The organism is Poseidonibacter sp., from assembly GCF_041821165.1.
Lineage (GTDB): Bacteria > Campylobacterota > Campylobacteria > Campylobacterales > Arcobacteraceae > Poseidonibacter.
The window spans coordinates 1-7,679 of record NZ_JBGUES010000110.1; the positions used below are offsets into that span (position 1 = coordinate 1).

General features: G+C 25.4%; 7 protein-coding genes. 1 reads left to right on the forward strand and 6 read right to left on the reverse strand.

Translation table 11 applies throughout. From position 1 onward, the window contains the following. Window positions 1-66 precede the first annotated feature (66 nt). The 5 genes from thiS to ACERKK_RS09040 form a co-directional block, all read right to left on the reverse strand. Window positions 67-267: a sulfur carrier protein ThiS gene (thiS, locus tag ACERKK_RS09020; protein WP_373772754.1), complete on the reverse strand. Its 201-nt coding sequence runs from the start codon at window positions 265-267 to the stop codon at window positions 67-69. Between the two features lie 13 nt (window positions 268-280). After that, complete coding sequence (locus tag ACERKK_RS09025; protein WP_373772755.1) at window positions 281-946, reverse strand: response regulator transcription factor; 666 nt, start codon at window positions 944-946, stop codon at window positions 281-283. Then, window positions 943-2,847: an FIST N-terminal domain-containing protein gene (locus ACERKK_RS09030; RefSeq protein ID WP_373772756.1), complete on the reverse strand. Its 1,905-nt coding sequence runs from the start codon at window positions 2,845-2,847 to the stop codon at window positions 943-945. The genes ACERKK_RS09025 and ACERKK_RS09030 overlap by 4 nt, the downstream gene beginning before the upstream one ends. Before the next feature lie 3 nt (window positions 2,848-2,850). Beyond that, window positions 2,851-3,873 carry an SAM-dependent methyltransferase gene (locus ACERKK_RS09035; protein ID WP_373772757.1) on the reverse strand — a complete coding sequence of 341 codons (1,023 nt, stop codon included), beginning with the start codon at window positions 3,871-3,873 and terminating at the stop codon, window positions 2,851-2,853. 66 nt (window positions 3,874-3,939) lie between these two features. Beyond that, entirely contained in the window at window positions 3,940-4,665 is a 726-nt protein-coding gene (locus tag ACERKK_RS09040; RefSeq protein ID WP_373772758.1) for an OmpA family protein, read from the reverse strand. 128 nt (window positions 4,666-4,793) lie between these two features. Here ACERKK_RS09040 and pyk point away from each other — a divergent pair, with 128 nt between their 5' ends. Beyond that, window positions 4,794-6,242: a pyruvate kinase gene (gene pyk, locus ACERKK_RS09045; RefSeq protein WP_373772759.1), complete on the forward strand. Its 1,449-nt coding sequence runs from the start codon at window positions 4,794-4,796 to the stop codon at window positions 6,240-6,242. Window positions 6,243-6,271: 29 nt separating this feature from the next. Here pyk and ACERKK_RS09050 read toward each other — a convergent pair whose 3' ends face one another. Continuing rightward, window positions 6,272-7,648 carry a sensor histidine kinase gene (locus ACERKK_RS09050; protein ID WP_373772760.1) on the reverse strand — a complete coding sequence of 459 codons (1,377 nt, stop codon included), beginning with the start codon at window positions 7,646-7,648 and terminating at the stop codon, window positions 6,272-6,274. Between the last annotated feature and the right edge of the window lie 31 nt (window positions 7,649-7,679).

The window sequence follows — 7,679 nt, forward strand, 5'->3', positions numbered from 1 at the left end:
TTCAAGAAAAGAAACAGCTCTCTTTTCTGCAAAATCTCCTTTTACTCTACTCATGATGATTTAATATCATCCTCCACCAACAAATTGTAATAACTCTAATTTGTCATTATCTTTTGGAATATATGATTTCCAGTCATCTTTTTTTACAATTTCCATATTAATAGCAGCAGCCATTACTTTATCTTCAATTTGTAAACTTGTAATAATTTCTTGTAATGTAACATTATCGTCAAATTGTTTATCTTCACCATTTATAAGTAGTTGCATTAATTTTTACCTTTTAATTATCTTTTTCATATTCAATTATATAACCAAAACCTCTGGTATTTGTTATAAAATCTTCTTTTAGAACTTTTTTTAATCTATTGATTTCTGCTCTAATTGTAGCATTATCAATTTCATTATCATTCCAAACAAACTCTCTAAATGTATCGTAATCTACTAAAGAGTTTCTATATCTTGCAAGTAACTGGATAATTTGAATTTGTCTTTTAGGAAGAATAACTTGTTTGTCATTGTACAAAAGTGTTAATGTATTTGAGTTAAAACTATAACTATCTGATAACTTTTTATTTTGTTTCAATGAAATACTTGTTTGAGATATTTTATTAATTCTTAGTGTTAACTCTTTTAAATGAAAAGGTTTTTTTAAATAATCATAACAACCTAGTTCAAATGCTCTTGATATTTCTTCTATATCAATTAGTGCAGAAATATAAATTGTTGGAATTATTTTATTTCTTTTATGTAATGTTTCTAATACTTCAAAGCCATTAATATCAGGAACATTAATATCTAGAATCAAAAGTTCAAAATTTTCATTTTCTAAGATTCTAAGACAATTAGTTCCATCTCTTACAGTTCTTAATTCATGTCCTGTAGATTGTAGATATTGAGTAATAGCTCTATTTAACATTACATCATCTTCTAAAAGTAAGATTTTCATTGCTCCTCCATTGGAAAAATATATTTAAACGAGGTGTAGTACTCATTTGAATCAATAGCAATACGAATATTCTCTTCATCACAAATTCTTTTAACTAAACTAAGTCCAAGTCCAAAACCTTGTTGAGTAGATTCTTCTCTATAATACTCTTTAAAAATCTTTTTTGGATATTGAATATATTGTGAACAACTTGAGATATCTATTGTAAATTGATTGTTTGTTCTTATCATTGTAATATAAATATTTGAATTTTCTGCTGTATATTTTATAGCATTTGTTAGGTTATTATCAATAATTCTTTGTAATTTTGTTTCATTAAAATTATAATTTAAAGATTTTTCTTGTGTGTGAAATATAAATTTTGAACCAATTTGTAAAGCAGGTAATCTAAAAAAATCTATTCTAGACCTTATATAATCAATAACATCAATATTTTTACATGGATAACTTACTTGGTCTTTTTTTACTAAATAACTTAAATCATCATAGATATTAAAAATATTTTTTAATGCAACTTCGATATTTGACAAATAATGATTTTTCCCATGTTCCATTTCATATAGTTCAATATTACTCATTATTACAGATATTGGAGTATTTGTTTCATGAACAGCATGTCTTAAAAATATTTTTTGTGATGCAACTAAAATTTCTGAAGTGAATTTTTCTGATTCTAAATTTTTTGATTGAACATCATAATCTTTTGATGATTGATCCATTAAATGTGTAAGAATCTGCATGGTTTCAGAATAATTACTTGCTTTATTTGCTATTTTTTCAGAAAGGAAATCAATTTTATTATGATGATTTTCATCTTCTGTTAATGCAACTACTGTAAATGCTTGATTTAATAATTCAACTTTCTTTTTATTTGTATAAAACTCTCCATGAGTAAAAAAACCTACAGTATTCGTAATTTTGGCAAATGCACTATTTTCTTTTTGAATTAAATCAGGAATATATCTTCGTCTTGCCATACATGAGTAGATAAAAAAACTCTGTGTATTTAAATAATTATCTAGTGATTCAATAATTGGGTCTTTTAATATTGTTTCTGTATTAGCAAATCCAAATTGTACAGTATCTGAAACTTTAAAATTCCCCGTATATTGAAAACTTCCATCATCATATATTTTAATAAGTCCTCTTGCAATAAGAATTTTATCTCTTTTTACTAATAAAGGGAATGAAATAGCATTTTCAATTAAATTATCAACAATATTTTCACCTAGATATTTTTTATAAAAATCTATTGTTTTCATTCCATTAATTTCATAAATTCTATTATTTTGAACTTTTGTTATCTTATGTTCAACCCCAATTGATGACCAGTTAAATCTATAATCATTTTTTACAAGTAAAATATCAGAATTTAATGAAACACCAACTGCTCCATATTTTAATATTTCTTTTTCACATGATATATAAGTATTAGAAAAACTTGCATTATCAGCAGCCATTCCACCACAAACAATTACATCTTTACTAATAGATGAGACACCTTCTAAAAAAGCATCTGCATTCATTTGTAAGCCATCTGTAAATAAAATTAAAAGTTTTGTATTATTTGTGATTAAATCTTTTGCAAGTTTTTCACCTTTTTCAAAAGATGTTCCTTTTTTGACATATGAACTTTTTACTAGTGTATTTTTAAAAGTAGAAATAGAAACTACAATAGAGTTTGTTTGAACTTTATGTTCATTTATTTCACCATCTGTACTACTTCCTATACAAATAGCATTTGGTAATTTTTCTAATAAATAATCAATAGTGCTTTTAAAATCATTTTCATTTTTTCCACTAAAAACTTGAATTAAAATATTCTTTTCATTTTTATATAATTCAAAATCAATACTATTATTTAGTAGATTATCTTTTATTGTATAGTTAGTAGTTTTCATAGCTTAGTTTTTATCCATATTTTTTCTTACATTTAATGTTTTAAATCTATCACCCATACCAGTTGGTTCTAATAATGTTTTTACATTTTGTGTTTCTCTTAAATATGTTGATTCAAGAACATTAGCTTTTAAAATTTCTAATAATTCAATAATTCCGAACTCTACAAGAGATTTTAATTGAGTATTAAAAACTACATCATCTAAACCATTATCTTTAAAACAATCACCCAAATAGTTAAAATGAACATCATAAGTAATATCAGAGTTTTTATAAAGTTTTTCTAGGTCTAAATCATCTTCAAAAATTGGAAAGACTTCATGTTTTTCATAAATTCTTGCAGAAAAATCATTTCTTGGATATCTATCTCCATAATCAAAAGTAAGGAATTCAAAATGCTTGAAATTATTACAAAGTGTATCTACAAACTCTTTGTATGATAGTCCAACTTCACCTTTTGTAATATTGTATTTTTTACAATGATTTATTAAGTCATTATCTATACAATCAATAAAATTAATTTTATGATTTTCCACAAAGGCTTGTTGTAAAATATCATCTTTTGTAGTGTAAACTAATTCACAAGCAAAAGCATCAAATATTTCATTTGCTAAAATAAATGCATTATCAAGTTTTACATCTGTAATATCATAATAGTGTTTAAGTGAAATAACATCACCAAATGATTCTTTTATATATTTTGTTTGTTGCTCTTGTAAGTTTTTAAATCTTTCAACAATTGCAAAATTTAAAGTATCAAGAAGTTTTGGTTCAAGAGTATAAATAAATTGAATAACATCAGCAAGTAAATACCCATGATGAGCACCAATTTCAACTATTGTTGTATCTTTTGGTAAAAAACCACTTTTTATAGATTGGATAATTTTCTTTGCAATTGCTCCACCAAAAAATGATGAGGTTGAAACTGCTGTATAGAAATCTCCATCTTTACCTATTTGTTTGTAATTTGAATAGTAACCTTCATTGGCATATAACCATTCATTAAAATATTGACTAAATTTTTTCATGAAATATTGTATCAAAAAGTAGGTTTTGAAGATGTAAAACTAATGCAAATAAAAAGATTTCTCTTTTTATTTACATGTATCTGTTACTGATTGTTGATTTGGATATAAGAATATCTCTACTCTTCTATTTAAAGCCATATTTGTAGCATTTGTATTTGGAGCAATTGGTTTATCATAAGAACAACCTTTTGAGAATATTTGATTTTTTACTCCTGAGTTATAAATAACTGTACCAACATTTGAAGCTCTTTGCTCTGATAGTTGTTTATTTAAAGAGTAAGTTCCTCTATTATCAGTATGTCCTACAACTTGAACTAAAGTATTTGGATATTTTGCTAAAACACCTGTAACTTTATTTATTTTTGCACTTGCACTCATAGTTGGATTTGCTTGGTTTGTTTCAAACATCATTGCATCTCTAAACATAATTTTTACGTAATTATCAGTATTTGATACAATTAAATCTTGACTTGGGTCTAAAGGAGCATTTGGATTATTATTTACATTTGTGTTTAAACTATTAGCAACTTCTTTTGCTTGTTTATCCAAACTATATCCAATAGCTCCACCAATAGCAGCACCAGTGACTGCTCCTATTACTTTGTTTCTATTTTTATTTCCACCGCCAATATTATTACCTAAAGCAATACCAGCAATAGCACCAATAGTTGTACCAATTATGGCTCTTTGATTGTCATCAATCGTTTGGTTCCCAGTTTTAGTGGCACATCCTGATATCATTGTTACAACAACAATAGAAGACAAGATTGTTTTTAAATTCAAAAAATTCATCGTAAATCCTTTAAAATTAATTTATACTTAATTCTAACATAAAAAACGTGAAATAAATGTTGTATAATTAGGTAACTATTATGTAACAAAATTGTGATATAATCTTAATAATTAAATAAGGATAAAGTATGGATAAAAGAACAAAAATATTAGCAACTTTAGGCCCAGCAAGTCATAACATTGAAATCATTGAAGGTTTGATTAAAGCTGGTGCAAATATGTTTAGATTAAATTTTTCTCATGGAACGCATGAATACCATTTACAAACATTAAATAATATTAGAACAGCAATGAAAAACTTAAATACAACTGTTGGTGTTTTACAAGATATTTCAGGACCAAAAGTTAGAATTGGTGATTTAAAAGAACCTTTTGAACTTTTTTCAGGTGATACTATTACATTTTTAAGAGAAGAAATCGTAGGTTATAAACAATCAGATAAAAACTATGTTGTATCAATTAACTATCCAGATATCTTAGATAGAGTAAAAGTTGATGAATATATTTATTTATATGATGGAACAATTAGAGCAAGAGTAACTCAAACAAAGGGTGAAGTAAAAGCTAAAATTGAAAATCATGGTGTTTTAACTTCTAAAAAAGGTGTTAACTTCCCAAATACTGTAATTGCTATTGATGTAATTACAAAAAAAGATGAATTAGATATTGCATGGGGTGTTGAAAATCAAGTTGATTATTTTGCTATTTCATTTGTTCAAGATGGAAAAGATATGCAAAAAGCTAGAAAACTTTTAAATGGTTACAATGGAAAATTAATTGCAAAAATTGAAAAGTTTGATGCAGTTGCAAATATTGATGAAATTATAGAACATAGTGATGGATTAATGGTTGCACGTGGTGACTTAGGAATTGAAGTACCTTATTATGATGTTCCAACTATTCAAAAGATGTTAATTTCAAAAGCAAATCATGTTGGAATTCCAGTAATTACAGCAACACAAATGCTTTTATCAATGACTCAAAATGAAAGAGCAACAAGAGCTGAAATTTCTGATGTTGCAAATGCTGTTTTAGATGGAACAGATGTTGTAATGTTAAGTGAAGAAAGTGCAGTTGGTGAAGACCCTGTAAATGTTGTTGATACAATGAGTAATATTATTTCAAGAACAGAAGATATTTATGATTATGATAAACAATATAAGTTTGAATATTTAGATGAGTTTGATGTAATTCAATCAACTGTTACAAAACTTGCAGATGATTTAGGTGCAAAAGGTATCTTAGCACTTACAAGTTCAGGAAGATCAGCTGTGAAAATGTCAAGATATAGACCAAAAACTCCAATATTTGCATTTACACATAAAAAGAAAGTTTTAAACTCTTTAACTGCTGTTTGGGGTGTTGAATCAGTTGGAACTATAAAAGAAGCACAAGCTTCAAAAATGTTCCAAAAGATGTTAAAAGCACTTGCACAAAAAGGAAAATTAGATAAAAAAGGTACTTATGTTGCAACTGTTGGTTATCCAGTAGGAATGCCAGGAAGTACAAATACTATCAAAATTCTAACACCTTCTGAAATTGAATACTATTTAAATTTCAGCGAAAAAAAGAAATAAAAAAGAAGTAAGATTTAATCTTACCTCTTTTATATCACAATCGAAAATCTAACTCCATTTTTAATATTTTCAGCATATAAATCTCCATTAAAATTGTTTTTAATTATCTCATAACATATATACAAACCTAAACCTGTACCTTGAGATTGATGTTTAGTAGTAAAGTATATATCAAAAATTTTATGTATTATATTTTCAGGTATACCTGTTCCATTGTTTTCTATATTTATAATTACTTTATCATCTAATTTTTTTATTTCAAGTATTATCTCTTTATTTATATTTGCCTCATTACTTACTAGTGCATCTTGGGCATTATTTAAAATATTTAAAATAACTTCAGTAAAGCTTTTAGAATCTCCATATATTATTATTTGTTCTTCTGGTATTATAGTTTTTAAAGAAATATTTTTATTTTGTAGTGATGATTCAACAATACAAATAATAGCTTCAATCTTATCCTTTAAAATAAACTCTTCTTGAATATTATCACTTCTAATAAACTCTTCAAAATCACTAATAGTTTTAGATAGTGTTTGTGTTTTATCAACTATTTTTTTTAAGCCATTTCGCAGTTCATCCTCTTCTAGACATTTAATCTCTTCTTTTAATTTAAGACCACTTGCAATACTTGATATTACAGATAAAGGTTGTCTCCAATGATGTGCAATATTTGATATCATTTCAGCCATTTGTGCTAAATGGAATTTTTGTTTTAATAATAAATCTTTTTTAGTATTTTCTTTTATTGCTTCATCTATTTTTTCTTTTAGTGAATTATTTAAATCTTTAAGCTCTTTTTCTTTTCTATGCGCAATTTTGATTGATGGAATTACAATAAATAAAGCTTCAAAAAGTAGAGTTAATAAAGTACCAACTAATATATAAAACTCTCTTTTTAATAAGTTGTTGATTGTTGTTTCACTCTCTTTCTCAAATACATTTACAGCATAATCAAGTTTTGGTAATAAAGTAAAAGAGTAAGATTCTATCTCTTTTAATACCATTAAATCATCTGTTTTATAAAAGTCATCAAGTAATTTAAAATATTTATTCACTTTATCATCTAAATTATAAGGTTTATTAAAATAAATATCATTTGTGTCTTTAGACGTTAGGTTATTTATTATAAATGTATGATCTTTTTTCATTAAATCAATTAAGTCAATTAAATGTTTTTTTAAATCTTCATTTTTAGACTCACTAAATCTTTTTGCAATTAAAGTTGTCTTTTGAGATAACATTCTTTGTTTTCCACTTAAATTAATGATTTTTGCATAAATTTCTTGTTCATGAATTAGTTTGTTCATTGTAAAATAAGCAAAAAAAGACCAAGAAGCAAGTGTAATAAAAACTATTGCATAAATTAATTTCAGGTTTAAATAATTTTTTAATATTCTATTCATAACTTATACTCCGTAATTTATATATTGTATC